Annotated in this window: 18 protein-coding genes; 7 read left to right on the top strand and 11 right to left on the bottom strand. The window is 69.4% G+C overall.

The window, feature by feature from the left end; translation table 11 throughout:
• Positions 1–10 precede the first annotated feature (10 nt).
• Genes gnd through pgl form a run of 3 tightly spaced genes read left to right on the top strand, consistent with a single transcriptional unit; the run spans position 11 to position 3,188 of the window.
• Complete coding sequence (gnd, locus tag ACP59X_RS19655; protein WP_428561758.1) at positions 11–928, top strand: phosphogluconate dehydrogenase (NAD(+)-dependent, decarboxylating); 918 nt, start codon at positions 11–13, stop codon at positions 926–928.
• Positions 928–2,472 carry a glucose-6-phosphate dehydrogenase gene (gene zwf / locus ACP59X_RS19660; protein WP_428561760.1) on the top strand — a complete coding sequence of 515 codons (1,545 nt, stop codon included), beginning with the start codon at positions 928–930 and terminating at the stop codon, positions 2,470–2,472. Before gnd ends, zwf begins: the two co-directional genes overlap by 1 nt.
• Positions 2,469–3,188: a 6-phosphogluconolactonase gene (gene pgl / locus ACP59X_RS19665; RefSeq protein WP_428561762.1), complete on the top strand. Its 720-nt coding sequence runs from the start codon at positions 2,469–2,471 to the stop codon at positions 3,186–3,188. The genes zwf and pgl overlap by 4 nt, the downstream gene beginning before the upstream one ends.
• Positions 3,189–3,249: 61 nt before the next feature.
• Here the strand turns inward: pgl and ACP59X_RS19670 are convergent, their stop codons facing one another.
• From ACP59X_RS19670 to ACP59X_RS19690, 5 genes are all read right to left on the bottom strand, one after another.
• Positions 3,250–3,843, bottom strand: a complete 594-nt coding sequence (locus ACP59X_RS19670) for a hypothetical protein (RefSeq protein ID WP_428561764.1) — start codon at positions 3,841–3,843, stop codon at positions 3,250–3,252.
• A 59-nt stretch (positions 3,844–3,902) separates the two neighbouring features.
• Positions 3,903–5,138, bottom strand: coding sequence for an HD-GYP domain-containing protein (locus tag ACP59X_RS19675; RefSeq protein WP_428561766.1), 1,236 nt, complete (start codon positions 5,136–5,138; stop codon positions 3,903–3,905).
• 83 nt (positions 5,139–5,221) lie between these two features.
• Positions 5,222–6,331, bottom strand: a complete 1,110-nt coding sequence (locus tag ACP59X_RS19680) for a LysM peptidoglycan-binding domain-containing protein (RefSeq protein WP_428561768.1) — start codon at positions 6,329–6,331, stop codon at positions 5,222–5,224.
• The gene (locus ACP59X_RS19685) at positions 6,328–7,677 is read right to left on the bottom strand and encodes a PP2C family protein-serine/threonine phosphatase (RefSeq protein WP_428561770.1); all 1,350 of its coding nucleotides are present in this window, start codon (positions 7,675–7,677) and stop codon (positions 6,328–6,330) included. The genes ACP59X_RS19680 and ACP59X_RS19685 overlap by 4 nt, the downstream gene beginning before the upstream one ends.
• A gap of 100 nt (positions 7,678–7,777) precedes the next feature.
• Positions 7,778–9,091, bottom strand: coding sequence for a VgrG-related protein (locus ACP59X_RS19690; protein WP_428561772.1), 1,314 nt, complete (start codon positions 9,089–9,091; stop codon positions 7,778–7,780).
• An 84-nt stretch (positions 9,092–9,175) separates the two neighbouring features.
• Here ACP59X_RS19690 and ACP59X_RS19695 point away from each other — a divergent pair, with 84 nt between their 5' ends.
• The 3 genes from ACP59X_RS19695 (at position 9,176) to ACP59X_RS19705 (ending at position 10,996) form a co-directional block, all read left to right on the top strand.
• A complete protein-coding gene (locus ACP59X_RS19695) occupies positions 9,176–9,451 on the top strand; it encodes a cysteine-rich small domain-containing protein (protein ID WP_428561774.1) in 276 nt (91 codons plus the stop codon).
• An 80-nt stretch (positions 9,452–9,531) separates the two neighbouring features.
• On the top strand, positions 9,532–10,512 hold the full coding sequence (locus tag ACP59X_RS19700; protein WP_428561776.1) for a 4Fe-4S dicluster domain-containing protein: 981 nt from the start codon (positions 9,532–9,534) through the stop codon (positions 10,510–10,512).
• Complete coding sequence (locus ACP59X_RS19705; RefSeq protein WP_428561778.1) at positions 10,499–10,996, top strand: hypothetical protein; 498 nt, start codon at positions 10,499–10,501, stop codon at positions 10,994–10,996. Before ACP59X_RS19700 ends, ACP59X_RS19705 begins: the two co-directional genes overlap by 14 nt.
• Positions 10,997–11,195: 199 nt before the next feature.
• On the opposite strand, the gene rbr is transcribed toward ACP59X_RS19705, so the two are convergent.
• From rbr to ACP59X_RS19730, 5 genes are all read right to left on the bottom strand, one after another.
• The gene (gene rbr, locus ACP59X_RS19710; RefSeq protein ID WP_428561780.1) at positions 11,196–11,771 is read right to left on the bottom strand and encodes a rubrerythrin; all 576 of its coding nucleotides are present in this window, start codon (positions 11,769–11,771) and stop codon (positions 11,196–11,198) included.
• Between the two features lie 23 nt (positions 11,772–11,794).
• Positions 11,795–12,112: a carboxymuconolactone decarboxylase family protein gene (locus tag ACP59X_RS19715; protein WP_428561782.1), complete on the bottom strand. Its 318-nt coding sequence runs from the start codon at positions 12,110–12,112 to the stop codon at positions 11,795–11,797.
• 44 nt (positions 12,113–12,156) lie between these two features.
• Positions 12,157–12,765: a redoxin domain-containing protein gene (locus tag ACP59X_RS19720; RefSeq protein ID WP_428561784.1), complete on the bottom strand. Its 609-nt coding sequence runs from the start codon at positions 12,763–12,765 to the stop codon at positions 12,157–12,159.
• 159 nt (positions 12,766–12,924) lie between these two features.
• Positions 12,925–13,512 (bottom strand): peroxiredoxin family protein, encoded by a 588-nt coding sequence (locus ACP59X_RS19725; RefSeq protein ID WP_428561786.1) that lies wholly within the window; start codon positions 13,510–13,512, stop codon positions 12,925–12,927.
• Between the two features lie 223 nt (positions 13,513–13,735).
• Positions 13,736–14,647, bottom strand: a complete 912-nt coding sequence (locus tag ACP59X_RS19730) for a hypothetical protein (RefSeq protein ID WP_428561788.1) — start codon at positions 14,645–14,647, stop codon at positions 13,736–13,738.
• Between the two features lie 437 nt (positions 14,648–15,084).
• Here ACP59X_RS19730 and ACP59X_RS19735 point away from each other — a divergent pair, with 437 nt between their 5' ends.
• The gene (locus ACP59X_RS19735) at positions 15,085–15,273 is read left to right on the top strand and encodes a hypothetical protein (RefSeq protein WP_428561790.1); all 189 of its coding nucleotides are present in this window, start codon (positions 15,085–15,087) and stop codon (positions 15,271–15,273) included.
• A gap of 7 nt (positions 15,274–15,280) precedes the next feature.
• Here ACP59X_RS19735 and ACP59X_RS19740 read toward each other — a convergent pair whose 3' ends face one another.
• The gene (locus ACP59X_RS19740; RefSeq protein WP_428561792.1) at positions 15,281–16,447 is read right to left on the bottom strand and encodes a trans-sulfuration enzyme family protein; all 1,167 of its coding nucleotides are present in this window, start codon (positions 16,445–16,447) and stop codon (positions 15,281–15,283) included.
• Positions 16,448–16,497: the final 50 nt, after the last annotated feature.

Raw genomic sequence — 16,497 nt, forward strand, 5'->3', positions numbered from 1 at the left:
GAGAATCGCCATGAAAATCGGCATGATCGGTCTTGGACGCATGGGGCTTAACATGGCCCGGCGCCTGGCCCGGGGCGGCATCGAAGTGGTCGCCTACAACCGCACGGTGCAAAAGGCCAAGGACTTCGCCACCGAGGACGCCCCCAAGGCCAGCTCTGCCGAAACCCTGGCCGCGCTGGTCGCCGACCTGCCCGCGCCGCGCATCGTCTGGCTCATGCTCCCGGCCGGCGCGGCCACCGACGAGCACATCGACGAGCTCTTGCCCCTGCTCGCCCCGGGCGACACCATCGTCGACGGCGGCAACACCATGTACCGCGACGACCTACGCCGCCACGCCGCTGCCGGAGCCCGCGGCATCCGCTACTGCGACGCCGGGGTCAGCGGCGGCATCTGGGGCCTGGCCGAGGGCTACTGCATCATGATCGGCGGCGAGCCCGAGGTGGTCGCGCCCATAAAACCCGCCCTGGACGTGCTGACCGGCCCGGGCGGCAACCTGCACACCGGCCCCATCGGTTCGGGGCATTTCACCAAGATGGTCCATAACGGCATCGAATACGGCATGATGCAGGCCTACGCCGAGGGCTTCGAGATCCTGGCCGCCTCGCAGTTCGGCGACACGCTCGATTTCGCCGCCATCTGCGACCTGTGGAACCACGGCTCGGTGGTGCGCTCCTGGCTTCTGGAGCTGGCCCAGCGCGCCTTCACCGCCGACCCCCGCCTGGAATCCCTGGAGGCCTACGTGGACGACTCCGGCGAGGGCCGCTGGACGGTGGCCGCGGCCGTGGAAACGGCCGTGTCCGCGCCGGTCATCACCCTGTCGCTGTTCGAGCGTTTCCGTTCGCGCCAGGACAACGCCTTCCAGGACCGGGTCCTGGCCGCCCTGCGCAACCAGTTCGGCGGCCACGCCGTGAAAAGGAGGGAAGACTGATGCCCGACGCCGCCGATCCCGCCCTGGCCGAGGTGGTCCTCGGCCGGCCGAGAAACCCCGCCCCGGACGCCAGTTGCCGCTTCGACCAGGTGGACGGGCCGGTCACCTTCGTCATTTTCGGCGTCACCGGCGACCTGGCCGGCCGCATGCTCATGCCGGCCCTGGCCGCCCTGTACGCCGGCGGCAACATGCCGGAGCGTTTCGCCATCGTCGGGGCCAGCCGCACCGACCTCACCGACGAGACCTTCCGCGAACGCATGCGCGCCGCCCTGGCCGAATACGACCCGCCCGCCCTGGCCGTCTGGGACGCCCTCGCCCCCCGGCTCAGCTACCAGCGCGTCCACTACGACGACCCGGCCTCCTTCACCGCGCTGTCGGCCGCCCTCGACGCCCTGGCCCAGGCCCAGGAGCTGGGCGGCAACCGCATCTTCTACCTGGCCGTGCCGCCCACGGCTTACGAGGCCATCGCCGTCAACCTGGCCATGGCCGGCCTGGCCGACGAAACCAAGGGCCATGCCCGGCTGGTCATCGAGAAACCCTTCGGCCGCGACCTGGCCACGGCCAAGGTCCTGGAACAGGCCCTGCACACCCGCTTCGCCGAGCACCAGATCTTTCGCATCGACCACTACCTGGCCAAGGAGACGGTGCAGAACATCCTGATGCTGCGCTTCGCCAACGCCATCTTCGAACCGGTCTGGAACCGCCGCTACGTCGATTACGTGAGCATTCTGGCCGCCGAATCCATCGGCGTCGAACACCGGGCCTCGTATTACGACCACTTCGGCGTGCTGCGCGACATGTTCCAGAACCACATGATGCAGTTGCTTTCGCTGTGCACCATCGAGCCGCCGTCGCTGTTCGAGGCGGAACTGGTGCGCGACGAGAAAAGCAAGGTCTTCCGGGCGCTGCGCCCCTTCAACGCCGCCGCCCTGGCCGAGAACCTGGTGCTTGGCCAGTACGCCTCGGGGCTCGTCGGCGGGCAGCGCGCGCCGGCCTACCTCGACGAGGAAGGCGTGCCCGGCGATTCGTCCACCCCCACCTTCGCCGCCATGAAGGTCTACGTGGACAACTGGCGCTGGCAGGGCGTGCCGTTCTACATGATCTCGGGCAAGCGCCTGCCCGAGAAGCGCACGGAGATCGCCGTGCAGTTCAAGCCCGTGCCCTACTCCATGTTCCGGGAGATCTTTGGCGACCACATCAAGGCCAACCGCCTCACACTGCGCATCCAGCCCGACGAGCAGGTCAGCCTGACCTTCCAGGCCAAGGCCCCGGGCCCCATGTGCCTGCGCTCCGTGACCATGAACTTCAACTACTACCAGGGCTACGAAGGCCCGGCCCTGTCCGCCTACGCCAAGGTGCTGCTGGATTGCATGCTCGGCGACCAGACGCTGTTCTGGCGCCAGGACGGGGTGGAGCTGTGCTGGAAATTCCTGGCCCCCCTGCTGAGCGAGCCCGACCCCAACCGGCTGTTCCTGTACAAGGCCGGCTCCTGGGGCCCGCAGGAGGCCGGCAAGTTCCTGGCCGCCCACGGGTTGACGCCATGAACGCCGCCATCCGCCGTTTCCCCGACGCCGCGGCCATGACCCGGGCCGCCCTGGGCCTCGTCGCCGCCGAGGCCCGGGCGGCCATGGCCGCGCGCGGCCGCTTCGCCATCGCCCTGTCCGGCGGCGCAACGCCCCTGGCCCTGTATGCCGCCATGGCCCGGCAGGGCTTCGGCGCGCCGCCGGAGTCCACGCTGTTTTTTTTCGGCGACGAACGCCTGGTGCCCGTCTCCGACAGCCGCAGCACCTTCGGCGCCGTGGCCCCCATCCTGTTCACCCCGACCCCGGTGCCCGTGGGCAACATCCGGCCCATGCCCGTGGAGATCCGGCCGGCCGGGCTCGCCGCCGAGACCTACGAGGCCGAACTGCGCGAGGCCCTCGGCGCCGGGCCGGGAGAGGTGCCGGCCCTGGACCTGGTCCTGCTGGGCCTTGGCCCGGACGGCCATACGGCCTCGCTTTTCCCGGGCAGCCCGGCCCTTGGCGAAACGACGGCCCTCGTGGCCGCCGTGCCCGCCCCGACCACGGCCGAACCCCACGTGCCCCGGCTGACCTTCACCCTGCCGCTTTTAAACGCCGCCCGGCACGTGCTCTTCCTGGCCGTGGCCAAGGGCAAGGAAGCCGCCCTGAGCAAGGCGCTCGGCGACAGGCCCGACCCGGCCGTGCCGGCCTCGCTGGTGCGGCCCGACGGGGCGCTGACCTGGCTTATCGTCGAGGGTTAGGGCAGCAGGTGGCGTGGCCCGACTGGGGGCCGGCCTGGCCCGTCCGCGGGGGCGGGGCCGGCTATCCGTTGAAATAGGTGGTGGAGGCGTCGCCCAAAAGGCTCATGACGAAGTCGCCCGTGGAGGAGCTGTCGGAAAGCTGGGAGAGTTGGGTCAGGTAGGCGGCGTAGCCGCTGGTGCGCACCCGGGAGCTCACCTGCTGGCTGGTCAGGGACTTGAGGCTGGCGCTGTTTTGGGCCAGGGCGGAAAAGGCCTGGCTGAGCACGTCGGTGTCGGCGAAAAGCGATTCGATCTTTTCCTTGTCCGGATGGTCGTTGGTCACGACCACCTTGCCGTCGGCTTGCTGCGACAAGGTGATCGTCTGGCTCGTGTCGATGCCGAGGGCTTCGAACTTCGAGGCCAGGGTCTGGGTCAGCTGCTGTTGCAGGGCCTCGTTTTGGCTTTTGAGCTTGAGGATGGGGCTGACGAAGTCCGAATCCGTCTCGGACAGGGCCTTGGCCACCTTGGACCAGGTAGCGCTGTCGGCGCCGCCGCCGTCGGCGGAGTCGCAGACGGTGCTCGTGCCCGAGGCGTCGGCGGCGTTGAAATTCGCCGTGGCGCTGGATTGGATACTGAGCAGTTTGGTCAGGCTGTCGTAGCTGGTGGCGATGTCCATGGCGCCCTCCCGGGGACGCCGTGGGCCATGCAATAACCGTGCGTGGAAAAAAATACCTGCTACCCCGCCCCCCCGGACAGGCAGGCCAGGGCGTCCAGGCCGAAGGGCTCGGGGTCCAGGGCCGAGGCGATGGACAGCCCCCGCCCGGCCTCGGCGCAAAGGTCCAGGAGCCGGTGGGGCATGGCCCGGCCGGTGGCGTCGAGGACCAGCAGCAGTTCGGGGAAAAGCGGCCGGCCGGGGTTGGCTCCCCGCACGAAGCCGCATTCGCCGGAACTGACGCGCACGAAGCTGCCCACCGGATAGGGGCCCAGGAACTTGATGAAGCGTTCGACCAGGTTGGCCGGGAAATCCCGGTCGCGCATGCCGTAGAGCACGCCCAGGGCCCGGGTCGGCAGCATGGCATCCTTGTAGGAGCGCTTGCTGGTGAGGGCATCGAACACGTCGGCCACGCCCAGGATGCGGCCAAAGGGATGCACCGCCCCGCCCGACAGCCCTTTCGGGTAGCCCGAGCCGTCGCATTTCTCGTGGTGCTCGCCCACCCCCCGCAACACGTCCTCCCCCAGCCCCCGCCCGGCCAGGATGCGGCAGCCCAGGGCCGGATGCTCCTTGATTTGTTCGAACTCCTCCGGGGTGAGGCGCCCGGGCTTGTTGAGGATGGCGTCGGGCACGCCCGTCTTGCCCACGTCGTGGAACAGCCCGGCCAAGCCCAGGGCCTTGAGCCCCTTGGGGGGAAAGCCCAGGGCCGTGCCGAAGGCCACGGCCACCACGGCCACGTTGACGCCGTGGGTGAAGGTGTAGGCGTCGTGGACGCGCAGCTTGGTCAGGGCCAGCAGGGCATCGCGGTTGCGCACGGCGCTGGCGATGACGTCGTCGACCAGATGGCGCGAGGCCTCGACGTTGAGCTCGCCGCCGCTTTGCACCTCGCGCAGGATGTCATGGGCGATGGCCAGGCAGTCGCGGTAGAGCACCCCGGCCTCGGCCAGGCCCTGGGCCAGGGGCAGGGCCTGGGGACCCTCCTCTTCGGCCTCGCGCCCCGCGTCCGTCAACGCGGCGGCCGCGGCGACAAGCGGCGCGGCCTGCCGTGAATCCACCATGGCCCTGGCCGTGCCGAAGCCGCCCTTGTCCGTGTCGACAAAGGCCTCCTCGTAGCCGGCCGCGACGATCTCCCGCAGGGCGCCGGCGGTGCGCACCAGGCCTTCCTGGCTGTAGAGGAACGGATGTTCGAGCCAGGACAGCCCGGTATCGACCACGTACATGCCCACGGCCAGTTCGGCGATCCCGATTTTTCGCAGCATGGGAGCCCCGCTTGCGCGACGCGTCGAAAAAAGCCGGGGGGATCGCGCCCCCCGGCTTGTACAGCACTCCAATCCCCCAGGGGTTACTTCTTTTCCGTCACCACGCTTTGTTCACCGACAATGCGGTAGCCGTCACCGGCCGGGCGCAAGAGAAACGTGAACCTGGCCTGGCCGCGCACCTGCTTGTCGCCCTTCTGGGCGGTAAACGATGTCGGAACCGTCACGCGCAGGTCGCCGCCGGGCAACGTTTCCACGGACGCCGCCGCCGGGGCATAGGTCCGCTTGGGCCAGCGCTGGAAGTAATCGACCTTGTCCTGGCGCACGATGTCCTTGCCGCTTTTTCCTTTCTTGTAATAGTCGACCCGCTCGCCGTAGAGGTCGATGAGGCCGTTGACATCGCCCGAGGCGCTTTTGTCGAAAAAGGCGGCCACGAAATCCCGCACCACCGGCGACGCGGCCGCACCGGACGGCGCAGCCGACCCGGCTGGCGCGGCCCCGGCGGCGGGCCCGGGAATGACGATTTCCGCCCCGGCCTCCAGGTGGTCGGCGTTTTTCATGTTGTTGGCGGCCATGATCGCCTTGGCCGACACGTCGAACTTCTTGGCGATGCGCGACAGGGAGTCGCCCCGGGCCACGGTGTAGGTCCGGGTCGCGGGGGCGGGGGCGGCCGGCGCCGGCGCATCCACGATCACGGTTTCCACGACCTCGGCCGCGGGCGGGCTTTGCGGCGCGGCCGGGGCCTGAGCGGCCGGGGCCGGGGCAGCCGACGCGGCAGGGGCTGGAGCGGCGGGCGCGGGGGCGGCCGGAGCCGGCGCAGTGGGCGCGGGGGCGGCCGGCTCTTCGGCCTTGGCCGGCGCGGGGGCCGCGGGCGGCGCGGCAGTCTTGGCCGGCTCGGCGGCCTTGTCCGGGGCGGCGGCCGGGGGCGCGACGGCGGCGTCGAGCTTCTTGCCGCTTGCCCGGGCCTCGCGCAGGCGCTGGTATTCCTTTTCGTTGAGGCTTTCGTTGTGGTCGGCGTCGGCGGCCAGGAATTCCTCCACGGTCAAATCCGGAAACACCAGGATGAGCTCCTCGAAAATGACCTTGCCATCCTTGTCGTGATCCACCTTGGCAAAGCTTTGGGGATCCTCCTTGCTGCAACCGAACAACCCGACGCCCAGCGCCAGGACCAGGCCCACGGCCGTTGCGTACCTCATGCATCCTCCTTTTCGCCGGCGCCCGCGGACGCCTTGATGACGACAAGCGTCACGTCGTCATGACGCGGCTCGCCGGCCAGAAAACCATCGAGATCGGCCAGCACCGCCCGGGCCAGGCCGGCGGCGTCGCAACCGGCGGCGCGGCGCACGGCCCGGCGCAACCGGTCCTTGCCGTACATTTCCCCGGACGGCCCCCGGGCTTCCCAGATGCCGTCCGTGGCCAGAACCAGCACGGCCCCGGGGGCCAGCGCCGGCACGACATTGTCTTCGTAACGCCAGTCGGCGTCGATGCCGAGGGGTATCCCCCGGCCGGAAAGTTCCGTGAAGGCGCCGCTTCGCGGGTCGTAGAGCAGGGCCGGGTCGTGGCCGGCCCGGACGTAGCGGGCCTCGCGGCTCCCCCGGCCGATCTCCAGCAGAAACAGGGTCATGAACCGGCCGCTGTCGCCCATGTCGCGGGCAAGCAAGCGGTTGACGTCGCCGACGATGTCCGCCGGCGCGCCCGGGGACAGGAGCCTGGCCCGCAGGAAGGCCCGCACCGTGGTCATCAAAAGCGCCGCCTGGACGCCGTGGCCGGTGACGTCGCCGATGACGGCGAGCAGCGTCGCCGTGCCGGCGGCCGCGTCGCCGCGCGGCAGGAAATCGTAGTAGTCCCCGCCCGTGGCGTCGCAGGAAAGGCTCAGCCCGGCCACGTCGATGCCCGGCAGGGGCGGCGCCGCCCGGGGCAGCAGGCTCTGCTGCACCCCGGCGGCCAGTTCCATGTCGAAATCCATGCGCTGCTTGACCAGGGCCTCGCGGTGCAGCCGGGCGTTGACGATGGCCACGGCGGCCTGGGCGGCCAGCAGCGAAAAGATCTCGATGTCGTCTTCGGTGAAAACGCCGCCGCCTTCCTTGTTGATGCACTGGGCCACGCCGATGACCCGGCCCCGGTAGGACAGGGGCACGCAGGCCATGGACCGGGTCCGGTAACCGGTCAGGCGGTCGACATCGCGGTTGAAGCGGGGATCGGCGTAGGCGTCGACGAGCAGCACCGGCCGGGCCTCCTTGGCCACCCAGCCGGCCACGCCCTCGCCCGGGGCCAGGCGAAACCCCGAACGCAGGTCCCGGCTGGCCGGTCCCTGGGCCACGGTAAACACGAGCTGGCCCTGGCCCGGGCCGGGCGCCTCGTCCACCAGCAGCAGGCTCGAGGCCTCGGCGCCAAGGGCCTGACGCGAGGTGGTCATGATGCGTTCGAGCACCTCGGACAACTCCAGCGACTCGGTCACCAGGCGCGACAAGGCGAAACAGCGCGTCAGGGCCTGGAGCCGTTCGGCCAGGCGCGGTGCCTCGGCGCAGGCCGAGGCGGTCATGACACTACCCGCTTCTTCATGTCCTCCCCCCTACATGAAAAGCCCCTGGGGGGCAAAGCCGCCAGGGGGGATTTTCGGTTTCCGGGGAAAGCGGCGGCAATCAGACGCGGGGGCCGTCGAGCAGGGCGATGGCCGTGGTCTTCTCGTCGCGGAAGCGCGACTGGACGGCCTCGCGCACCCGCTTGTTGTGGCGGAAAAATTTCTGGCCGCGCAACCGGTAGACCTCTTCGATGACCGCCTTGTCAAAGTCCTGACGGCCGGCGCCGTTCTCGGCCTTCTCGATGGCCTGGGTGAAGATGCGTTCCGCGCCGTAGGGGCCGTGCTGCACGGCCGTGCTCCACAGCACCTCGCGCAGGGCGTAGGACCGCTTGGTCACGTCCAGGCCCGTGGTCAGCACGATGCTCTTGGCCGCCGGGGCGTAGTTGTTGGAGCGGATGAATTCGTGCTGCAGGGCCTCGAAGCGCTTGGGGTCGGCGGCGGCGAGCTGTTTCCAGACACTGGGCATGCGCCCGGTGGTGCCGCCGGTGTCGGCCGGGCCGGCGGCCCGCAGGCGCGCGGCCACATCCGGGGCCTTGTCGTCCAGGAACTTGAGGAAATAGTCCATGGTGCCGGTTTTCGAAGCGATCTGGTACTGGCCGTAGGAGGTGCCGCCCCGGCTGTCGTAGCCGATGCAGTCGATCTCGGCGTTGGATTCGTACTGGGCGCTCAGGCGCCCGGCCCGGTGTTCCAGGGCCGAGGGCAGGACCTTGCTCGTGGCCGCGGCCTGCGCCTTGGCCGCCTCGACCCGGCTGCTTTCGGCCAGGATGTTCTCGGCCCCGGCGGCGGCCAGGAGCAGTTCCTCCTCGCGCTTGGTGAACCCGCCGCTGGCGCTCGTGCCGGCCGTGCGCGACAGGTGGCCCAGGTCGTCGGGGTGGCGGGCGGCGGAGTTCGCGGCCATGCGCACCGCGGATTTGTCCACGGCCCGGCGCAGGCTGGGACCGCCCGAGGCGGCCGGGGTCGGATGGGACGGCGGGGCCGGGCGGGCCGGGCTCGAACCGCTGTCCGCGGCGGCCTGCTCCATGGCCAGGCGCGACAGGGTGGCCAGGGCGCTGCCCTGGAATTTGTCCAAGGCGCCCTGGCCGGCCCCCTGGCCGGCTGTCAAACCCTTGGCGCCGACGTCGTAGCCGAGCATGGCCAGGGCCGCGTCCTGGTCCGAATTGCCGCCCGAGGACAGCATCTCCAGGCCGGTGATCATGTTTTCCTTGGGAATGGCCAGCTTGCCCGACTTGCCAAGTTCGCCGTCCATGCCGTAGCCGCTTTTGAGCATGGTCGCGAACAGGCGCGAATCCTTGCCGGCCCGGGAGGTTCCCGGGGCAAGGGAGGCCGCTTTCTTGAAGAAGTTCTGGGCGGCGTTGTCGGTGGTCTGTATGGCCATGGGAGGTTCCCGGTGTTTCGGACTTGGCTGGGGCGCGCCAAGGGTACTGCAAGCCCCATGCCCAAACCTGCCGACGGAGGGGCCATGGAGGCCAGCCACCGCTATTTCGCCAATACCGCCTGCCGCTACTTCCCCTGCCACCCGGGCGCGGACAGCCAGGCCTTCAACTGCCTGTTCTGCTTCTGCCCGCTCTATTTCCTGGAGGACTGCGGCGGCGAGGGCGTGCTGCGCCAGGGCGTCAAGGACTGCACCGCCTGCCTGCGGCCCCACCGGCCCGAGGGCTACGACGAAATCCTGGCCCGGCTGCGGGAGGAAGCGGCCCGCAAACGCCAGGCAGCCGAAAAAAACCCGCCGCGTTGATCCCGATCAATGCCCGGCCCAGGCCCCTGGCGTAGGACTCGTCCCCACGGCCGGCCACCCCGGCCAAGGAGACAGCATCCATGAACAGGCGCGCCTTCCTCACCGCCCTCGGCACGGCCGCCGCCGGCCTGGCCGCGCCCGGGACGGCGGCAACCGTGCTGGCCCGGGACGCGAAACCGCAAACCGAACCCCTGGCCACCCTCTACGACCTCGCGAAATGCATCGGCTGCGGCGCCTGCGTGACCGCCTGCCGCGAGGCCCACGCCGGGGCCTATCCCGAACCCCAGAAGCCCTTTCCGAAAATGTCCCCGGCCCGGGTTGCGGCCGAGGACTTCTCCGAGGCCCGCGACGTCGACGATCGGCTGACCCCCTACAACTGGCTCTTCATCCAGTCCGCCACCGTCACCAAGGACGGCCGGCCCCTGACCGTCCACATCCCCCGGCGCTGCATGCACTGCGCCCATCCGCCCTGCGCCGAGCTGTGCCCCTGGGGCGCGGCCGCGAAATACCCGGACGGGGCCGTGCGCATCGACACGGGCATTTGCCTGGGCGGGGCCAAGTGCCGGTCCGTGTGCCCCTGGCACATCCCCCAGCGCCAGACGGGCGTGGGCCTCTACCTCGACCTGCTGCCGCGCTTTGCCGGCAACGGCGTCATGTACAAGTGCGACCGCTGCCAGGACAGGGCGGCCAAGGGCCTGGAGCCGGCCTGCGTCGAAGCCTGCCCCCAAGGCGCGCAGACCATCGGGCCGCGCTCGCAAATCGTGGCCGCCGCCCGGGAGCTGGCCCGCGCCACCGGCGGGTACGTTTACGGCGAAACGGAAAACGGCGGCACCAACACCCTCTACGTCTCGCCCGTGCCCTTCGCCGACCTCGACGCCGCCCTGGCCAAGGGCCCCGGCCGGCCGGGGCTGGCCCGAACGGCGGACGTCATGGGCGAACAGGCCAACCTGGCCGGGGCGGTGCTGCTGGCCCCGGTGGCCGGGGTGGTGGCCGGGGCGCTCAAACTGTACGCGCGCGCCAAGGGGCGTGGCGCCAAGGAGGACGGCCATGACCACGGCTAGGGGGCTTTTCCCGCGCTGGCAAAAGCGGCTGCTGCTGGCCTCGGCCCTGGGCCTTGGCCTCACGGGCATGGGCCAGATGCCCATTTTCTCGCGCTACTACATCGCCGACCTGCCCGGACTGGCCTGGCTGGGGGATTTCCGGGTCACGGCCGCCCTGCACCTGGCCCTGGCGGCGGTGCTGCTGTTTGTCCTCGGCGCCATGGCCACGGCCTACCTCGGCGCCGGGCGCGGCCGGCCGATGCTCACCGGGCCGGGCAAGTGGCGGGTGGCCCTGTACGCGGCCATCGCCGCCACGGGCCTTGTGCGGGTGCTGCAAAACGGCGCCGCGCCACCGCTTGGCCCGGGCGCCGTGCGCTACCTCGACTGGGGCCACCTGGCCCTGGCCATGGGGCTGCTCGCCTTCGCCCTGGGCTGGGGGCGCCAGGCGGCCACGCAACCGGCCGCCCTGACGACGGACGGCAAGCCCGGCAAGGAATGGGGCTAGCGCCCCATTCTCGAAGCAGGCGCCCGCCTTGCGGGCAGGCCGGCCCTGTCGGCCGCCGCGGGAAGCGGCCAGGCGTCCTCGCACAACAGGCCCGCTTTTTCGGGGACGACACGGAGGCAGGCGTCTTTTGGAAGGGATGCCACAACAGGAGGCGGGAAGCCGGACCGCGCCCGAAAGCGCGGTCCGGCCGTGCGGTCGGCTACCAGTTGGCGGGGGCGATCTCGAAATAGGCTTGCGGATGTTCGCAGGCCGGGCACTTGTCCGGGGCGTGGTCGCTTTCCATGGGGTAGCCGCAGTTGCGGCAGCGCCACAGGATCTTGGAGGGCCGCTTGAAGACCAGGCCCTGCTCGATGTTGTCGGCGAGCTTGGCATAGCGGCGCTTGTGGAAGCCCTCGGCCTTGGCGATGTGCAGGAAGGTGGCCGCCACCTCGTCGTAGCCCTCCTCCTTGGCCACGGTGGCGAACGACGGATACATGTCGTCCTCTTCGTAGGCCTCGCCGCCGGCGGCCTCGCGCAGGTTGGCCACGGTGCCGGCGATCACGCCGGCCGGAAAGGCGGCCGTGATTTCGACCTCGCCGCCTTCCAGGTACTTGAACAGCCGCTTGGCGTGCTCCTTTTCCTGGTCGGCCGTTTCGGTGAAAATGGCGCTGACCTGTTCGTAGCCTTCCTTTTTCGCCACGGAGGCGAAATACGTGTAGCGGTTGCGGGCCTGAGACTCGCCGGCAAAGGCGGTCAGGATGTTCTTTTCGGTCTTCGATCCCCTGAGCGATTTCATACAACCTCCATGTTCGCTTCGGTTTACTCGTCCAGATACTTTTCGGCCCATTTGAGTGCCGCCGCCACGGCCGGGAAGCCGATGGTGGTGGTCAGGGCCAGCAGGGCCTGGCTGATTTCGGCCGGCGTGGCCCCGGCCCGGGCGGCCCGCCGGGCATGGCTGGACACGGACGTCTCCGCGCCAAGGGCGGCGGCCGCGCCGAGCTGCACGAGCTGGATGGTCTTTTCCTCCAGCGGCCCGAGCTCCCGCGAGGCCACGGCCACATCGTCCAGGGCGGACATGAAACGGGGATAGTTGCGGGCCAGACGTTCGTAGTGCCGGGGAAGGGATTCATCCCGCATGGGGTACTCCTCTACGACACCGGCGTCGCCGGAAGGCACGGGCTTCACGGAGCGGCGTGCACGGCCTCCAGGGCCTTGATCAGTTCGCCCAGGTCCGGGCGCGTATTGATGTCGTGCACGCCAATGAAACGGATCACCCCTTTTTTGTCCACTACAAAAAGCGCCCGTTCGATGGTTCCGTCACTGCGCAGGATGCCGAGCTTGCGGGCCAGGCCGCCGTGGGGCCAGAAATCCGAGGCCACGGGAAACCACAGCCCGCCCATTTGCCTGGTCCAGGCGTACAGCGTCGGGATGTTGTCCGCCGAGATGCCGACCAGGGCCGCATCGTTGGCCTCGAAAATGTCCCGGGCGATGTTGTAGCCCGGCCACTGCCCGGAACAGACCGGCGTCCAGGCGGCCGGGACGAAGGAAAGCACCAGGTTCTTTTTGCCCAGGTAGTCGGACAACCGGACATGGCCGCCGCCCACGGCCGGCAGGTCGAAATCCGGCATCGCCTCGCCAACGGCCACGGCAAGCGTGCTGTCCGTGGCCGGCAGCGGCCCCACCGGACAGATGTTCTCGGCCAGGCTTTCGCTTGGCGTGTGCGTGGCCAGGGCCGGCCCGGCCGCCAGCAGCAAGGCCGCAAGCGCGGCCCCCATCAACGCTCCCAGCATGTTCGCTCCTTGCGGACGCCCGCTGCGCCCGCGACGTTACCACCCCGCGCCACACCAGTGTCGCGTCCTGAAAAAGGACATATACTCATTGAAGCGCAACGAATGAGGAAAACAAATTTTCCTTAATAAATACTATCGTATTTTTCAAGGGACGCAACACTAGATGCCGGCCTTGCGCGTGATGAAGGAAAGAAACTCGGCCGGCGAATTGATGACGCCGAGGCTGCCGTCGAGGACGGTGTAGCTGCCGTCCTTTTGCTTTTTGAGCACGTAGAAAAAGGGCGTGCCCACCTCGCCCACCCGGACATGCACGGCAAAGGCGGCATCGGAAAAAAGCGGGAACGGGATGGCGTACTTCTTGCGGAAGATGTCGACTTCCGCGTCGGAATTGCCCGCGCCGATGCCGATGACGGCGATGCGGTTGGACAGGCCGCGCTTGCCGATGAGGTCGTGAAGCGCGTTCACCGTGGGCGCGTCCTTCTGGCAGTACGGGCAGTACATGCTGAAGATCTCGACCACCAGGACCTCGGCGGTCAGGGCGTTGATGGGCGTCTGGGCCTTGCCCGGGGCGATGCCCAGGGCCGCGGCCGCCTCGGGCGAGACCGGGCCGATCAGAGGCACGTCGGGAAAGGCGCTGCCCACGGCCAAGGGCTTGGAACGCGGGGCTTCGGACGCCTCCACGGCCAGGGCCGGCGCGGCGGCGGCAAGCGCCACCAGCAAGGCGACGGCAAAGACGGTACGTTTCATGGCTCCTCCGTAAACGGGATTGCCGGCGACGCCGGGCCGCCGTTTCGCTGTGATAATCCTATTTGGCCGCCAGTCAAAGGCCCGCCGGGCGATCGGGACCGCCGTGTCTTCCCCTCGGCGGGCCGCCCCCCCGCCGCGCGCACGGGCCGCTGCCTCCCCGACCCGGCGGGAAGCGGCCGCAACCGGCCTAGGGTCGCCGGAAGCCCTGCGGTTGGCGCCCCGCTCAGGGCGTAAACGGCTGGGCGCTGACCGCGGCCCGGGCGGTTTCGTAGTCGGCCTCGCCCGGGCGGACGGACGGGCGCTCGCGCACGGCGTCGCAGGCACGGTCCCAGGCCGTGCCCGGGGACAGCCCCCCCGGGATGTCGAGCCGTTCCATGCCGAAGGTAAAAAGCACCGGCGCGTTGTCGGCCAGGCCGCTGTCCGTCACGCCCTGGCCGAAAAGCCGAAACGGCCGGCGGCTGGCGATGAGATTGTGGCGCGAAGGGTCGACGAGCAGGAAGTGCCCCAACTCCTTGTTGTTGTCGCACAGATACAGGGTATGCAGGTTGTTGTGCCAGCGAAACGTGGTCGAACGGAAAAACGTGTCCAGGCCGTAGCGCACGAAAAAGCCGTGCCCCAGGAGGCGATGGTTCTCGGTGCCGGCAAACCAGAAGGCGCAATGGTGCACCTCCTCGGTGATGGAGAGCAGGTAATGGGCGCGGTAGACCCCGCCCACCAGTTCGAAGAGCTTTTTCAGGGCCGGCGCGGCGTTGTAGGCCAGGTAGTCGTCCGTAAACGGCGGGGCGAAACCGAGCCCCGGCGCGGCCGCGCCCGCGAACCGGGCCGGCCGGGACATCCCCAGGGCGGCCCGGATGTCCGTGCCCGGCGACAGCAGCGTCCGGGGCGAGATGCCCAGGCATTGGGCGTAGGCCACCAGGCGCTCCTCGGGAACACCCAGGCGCATGTCCGCGTCGATGGTGGTGGGGCTGCGGGGCAGGGCCTGGGCCGACCAGGCTTCCCAGTTGCGAACGTGGTCCGGATCGTGGACGTTTTTGCGCCAGGTTTTTCCCAGCACCTTGAGCGCCTGGCGCAGGTGTTCCCCGGCCACGGGGTGGCGGGACTTGGCCGGCCGGCCGGTTTTGACAGCGTGAGCCATGGCGCGCCGTGATTTTCCGCTAAGGTTGCGTCCTTGTTGGTGTGTGCCAAACCTTGGCCGGCCTGTAAAGCGGGCCGGGGCAGGCCGCGCCGCCGCCGGCTGGGTTTCCTGTGTTTTCCTGAGGCGACAAACCCAACAAAGACATCTTGCACCATAGGCCCTTCCGGCGGCATAGGTATATCGGGGAAGGAGGCATCCACCAGGCGCGGCGCATCGGGCGCGGCCGGGCGGTGGCGTACGCGTCGCCAGGCCCGCCGCCACGATTGCGGCATCCCGTGTGGGCGCGGACAAAGGCTTGCCGCCGGTCCGCCCCTGTCACGCATCCGCTGTTGCGCAAGCCCAGGTGCCATTCCCCCCCAAAGCGACAACGCCCGCCCGCGCCCGAAGCGCCCGGCCGCTGTCTTGCCCTTACGGATCGGAAACCGGGAGGAAACGCCATGTTCGAGCTTTCGACGAAATGGGTTGTGTCCGTCGTCCTTGTCGTCGACCTCATCCTGCTGGCGGTCTTTCTCTTTTTCCGGTCCCGGCGCGGCAGGCAACGGCCGTCCACCGGCTTCTTCGACTTCGACCAGTACAAGGAACGGGAACTGTTGCGCCGGGGCCTGCTCGACCGGGCCAAATGGTGACCGCCGCCTAGGCTATTCCCGCCGCATCCAGAGCCCGGCCCAGGTCGGCGATGATGTCGGCCGCGTCCTCGCAGCCCACCGACAGCCGCACCAGGGTGTCCGTGACCCCGACCGCCAGCCGGTCCTGCCGCGACATTTTGGCATGGGAGGTCACGGCCGGGAAACACACCAGCGTCTCCACGCCGCCCAGGCTCACCGCTTCGAGGGCCAGTTCCAGGCCGTCCACGAATTCCCGGGCCGCCGCGGGCGGACAGGCCAGCGTAAAGGACAGCATGCCGCCGAATCCCCGCATCTGCCGCCTGGCGATGTCGTGGCCCGGATGGCCTGGCAGGCCCGGATAGTGCACGGCGGCCACGCCCGGCCGCGCCGCCAGGAATTGAGCCACGGCCATGGCATTGTCGTTGTGCTTGGCCATGCGCAGGGCCAGGGTCTTCATGCCCCGTTCCAGCAGGAAGCAGTCGTAGGTGTTGAGGGTGCCGCCGAAATTGACGGCCCGCTCGCGCACCGGGGCCAGCAGCGCCCGGGAACCGGCCACGGCCCCGCAATTGAGGTCGCTGTGGCCGTTTAAGTACTTGGTGCCGCTGTGCAGGGACAGGTCGATGCCCAGGGCCAGCGGCTTCTGGTTGATGGGCGAAGCGAAGGTGTTGTCCACCATGGACACGAGCCCCCGCCTTTGGGCCATGGCCGCCACACCTTCGAGGTCGACCACCCGCAGCAGCGGATTGCTCGGCGTTTCCACGTAGACGGCCCTGGTGCGGGGCGTCACGGCCGCTTCCAGGCGGGCCGGGTCGGCCTCGGGCACGAGGGTGAAGCCGATGCCCAGACGGGTGAGTTCGGCCAAAAGGAACCGGTGGGTGCCGCCGTAGAGGTCGGCCTGCAGGACCACGTGGTCGCCCGCGCCGAGCACGGATAAAAGTGCGGCGGAAATGGCCGCCATGCCCGAGGCCGTGACGAGGGCCGCCTGCGCCCCTTCCAGGGCGGCGATCTTTTCGGCCGGCGCTTCCTGGGTGGGAATGTTGCCGTAGCGGGGATAGCGGTAGGCCCCTTCCACGTCCGCGGCGGCCATGTAGGCGGCGGCGGTATGGATGGGCGTGGTCACGCCGCCCACGGCCCGGTCGAGCCGTTCCCCGGCCCGCACGCACCGGGTATGTTCGCCCATCCGGGAAGTGTCCATGACGCGACTCCTTCACATCGTTTTCCCGGTCATGTACATGGTCATCATCC

This window comes from Solidesulfovibrio sp. DCME (assembly GCF_049995385.1).
Taxonomy (GTDB): domain Bacteria; phylum Desulfobacterota; class Desulfovibrionia; order Desulfovibrionales; family Desulfovibrionaceae; genus Solidesulfovibrio.

Bases quoted from the DNA above. Each gene is read 5' to 3' on its own strand.
- gnd (WP_428561758.1), top strand. From the start codon at position 11: ATGAAAATCGGCATGATCGGTCTTGGACGCATGGGGCTTAACATGGCC.
- zwf (WP_428561760.1), top strand. From the start codon at position 928: ATGCCCGACGCCGCCGATCCCGCCCTGGCCGAGGTGGTCCTCGGCCGG.
- pgl (WP_428561762.1), top strand. From the start codon at position 2,469: ATGAACGCCGCCATCCGCCGTTTCCCCGACGCCGCGGCCATGACCCGG.
- ACP59X_RS19670 (WP_428561764.1), bottom strand. From the start codon at position 3,843: ATGGACATCGCCACCAGCTACGACAGCCTGACCAAACTGCTCAGTATC.
- ACP59X_RS19675 (WP_428561766.1), bottom strand. From the start codon at position 5,138: ATGCTGCGAAAAATCGGGATCGCCGAACTGGCCGTGGGCATGTACGTG.
- ACP59X_RS19680 (WP_428561768.1), bottom strand. From the start codon at position 6,331: ATGAGGTACGCAACGGCCGTGGGCCTGGTCCTGGCGCTGGGCGTCGGG.
- ACP59X_RS19685 (WP_428561770.1), bottom strand. From the start codon at position 7,677: ATGACCGCCTCGGCCTGCGCCGAGGCACCGCGCCTGGCCGAACGGCTC.
- ACP59X_RS19690 (WP_428561772.1), bottom strand. From the start codon at position 9,091: ATGGCCATACAGACCACCGACAACGCCGCCCAGAACTTCTTCAAGAAA.
- ACP59X_RS19695 (WP_428561774.1), top strand. From the start codon at position 9,176: ATGGAGGCCAGCCACCGCTATTTCGCCAATACCGCCTGCCGCTACTTC.
- ACP59X_RS19700 (WP_428561776.1), top strand. From the start codon at position 9,532: ATGAACAGGCGCGCCTTCCTCACCGCCCTCGGCACGGCCGCCGCCGGC.
- ACP59X_RS19705 (WP_428561778.1), top strand. From the start codon at position 10,499: ATGACCACGGCTAGGGGGCTTTTCCCGCGCTGGCAAAAGCGGCTGCTG.
- rbr (WP_428561780.1), bottom strand. From the start codon at position 11,771: ATGAAATCGCTCAGGGGATCGAAGACCGAAAAGAACATCCTGACCGCC.
- ACP59X_RS19715 (WP_428561782.1), bottom strand. From the start codon at position 12,112: ATGCGGGATGAATCCCTTCCCCGGCACTACGAACGTCTGGCCCGCAAC.
- ACP59X_RS19720 (WP_428561784.1), bottom strand. From the start codon at position 12,765: ATGCTGGGAGCGTTGATGGGGGCCGCGCTTGCGGCCTTGCTGCTGGCG.
- ACP59X_RS19725 (WP_428561786.1), bottom strand. From the start codon at position 13,512: ATGAAACGTACCGTCTTTGCCGTCGCCTTGCTGGTGGCGCTTGCCGCC.
- ACP59X_RS19730 (WP_428561788.1), bottom strand. From the start codon at position 14,647: ATGGCTCACGCTGTCAAAACCGGCCGGCCGGCCAAGTCCCGCCACCCC.
- ACP59X_RS19735 (WP_428561790.1), top strand. From the start codon at position 15,085: ATGTTCGAGCTTTCGACGAAATGGGTTGTGTCCGTCGTCCTTGTCGTC.
- ACP59X_RS19740 (WP_428561792.1), bottom strand. From the start codon at position 16,447: ATGGACACTTCCCGGATGGGCGAACATACCCGGTGCGTGCGGGCCGGG.